1 pseudogene is annotated in these 690 nt (G+C 39.7%); it reads left to right on the top strand.

From position 1 onward, the window contains the following. Positions 1-393: 393 nt before the first annotated feature. A pseudogene (locus tag IR173_RS17975) lies at positions 394-690 on the top strand (DUF1573 domain-containing protein); the annotation flags it as partial.

Raw genomic sequence — 690 nt, 5'->3', positions numbered from 1 at the left:
TTTTATCAACGGCAAAAACTGGAGCAGGCTGCAAGGATGGTAATGGAGAAAGAGCCGAAGGTGCAATCCACGGCCATCAGGCAAATGAGGGAGGAAATAAAGAAGCTGACCGGCAAAGAGTAAAGCCTATGTTTTTTCATCCTATTCCCTTTGTCAGACGAGCCATTCGATATTGCTTCTTCACAGCCGTGAGATTCCCATAAGGCTTCAGTAAGGTAAATACAAGGTTTCTGTAAGGTAAATGTGAGGTATCCTATGCTTTAAATTTAAAAATAAAAGCCTAATTTTGCCTTCAATTAATAAGATAGAGTGTATGAAAAAGAAAATGGTCTTTTCATTTATTGTTGTAGCAACAGTAATGAGTTTTATAGGTTCTTCCTATTCTAATGATAATTCATGCACGAAGTAGATTCATTGGCTCAGGGGGAAGTGCCCTTTGTTTTCTACTTCCACCCCAAGGACGTAAAAGAATTGCGTTACATTACCCGGAGGAATGCCTTCACTTATCCGGTTTGTCTCGATGAAAAGGATGATTTTAATGCATTAAACCGTTTTCCCGGTGAAATGACATTTCAATCTTTTTTATTAAACCGGGAAAACAAAGTGATAGCGATAGGCAACCCGGTTCACAATCCAAAGGTGAAAGAGCTCTATCTGCAGAGATTGACCAATGGCGAAATGCCTTCTTCG

Origin of the sequence: Phocaeicola faecalis (genome assembly GCF_021730445.1) — a bacterium.
Lineage (GTDB): Bacteria > Bacteroidota > Bacteroidia > Bacteroidales > Bacteroidaceae > Phocaeicola > Phocaeicola faecalis.
The sequence above is the reverse complement of the archived record's forward strand: the minus strand, read 5'-3'. Positions and strand labels throughout refer to the sequence as shown.